This is a genomic window from Mesorhizobium sp. M4A.F.Ca.ET.020.02.1.1 (assembly GCF_004022645.1).
Taxonomy (GTDB): Bacteria; Pseudomonadota; Alphaproteobacteria; order Rhizobiales; family Rhizobiaceae; genus Mesorhizobium.
Genome location: NZ_RZOI01001434.1, coordinates 1 through 386 on the forward strand (window position 1 = coordinate 1; position 386 = coordinate 386).

Annotated in this window: 1 protein-coding gene; it reads left to right on the top strand. The window is 68.1% G+C overall.

Annotated features, from left to right (window positions below):
* The coding region (locus tag EN742_RS37545) for an aminotransferase class III-fold pyridoxal phosphate-dependent enzyme (protein ID WP_128334020.1) at positions 1-386 on the top strand (386 nt) is incomplete at both ends.

Sequence of the window (386 nt, forward strand, 5' to 3'; positions counted from 1 at the left end):
GCGCTGCGCGAGATGACCCGCCGCACCGGCACGGTGCTGATCATCGACGAGACGCACACCATCTCCAGCGGCTCCGGCGGCTACACCGCCCTGCACGGGCTGGAGCCGGACATGCTGGTCGCCGGCAAGGCGATCGCCGGCGGCATTCCGGCCGGCATCTTCGGCGTCACGCAGGAGATCGCCGAACGGCTGTGGAAGATCGTGCCGATGGTCAATCCACGCGTGCGCCAGTCGGCACATCTCGGCATCGGCGGTACGCTGGCCGGCAACGCGCTCACCATCGCCACCATGCGCGCGGTGCTGGAAGAGGTGCTGACGCCGGCCAATTTCGAACTGATGATCGCCAACGCCACGCGCCTTGCCGAAGCCGCGCGCAAAATCATCGC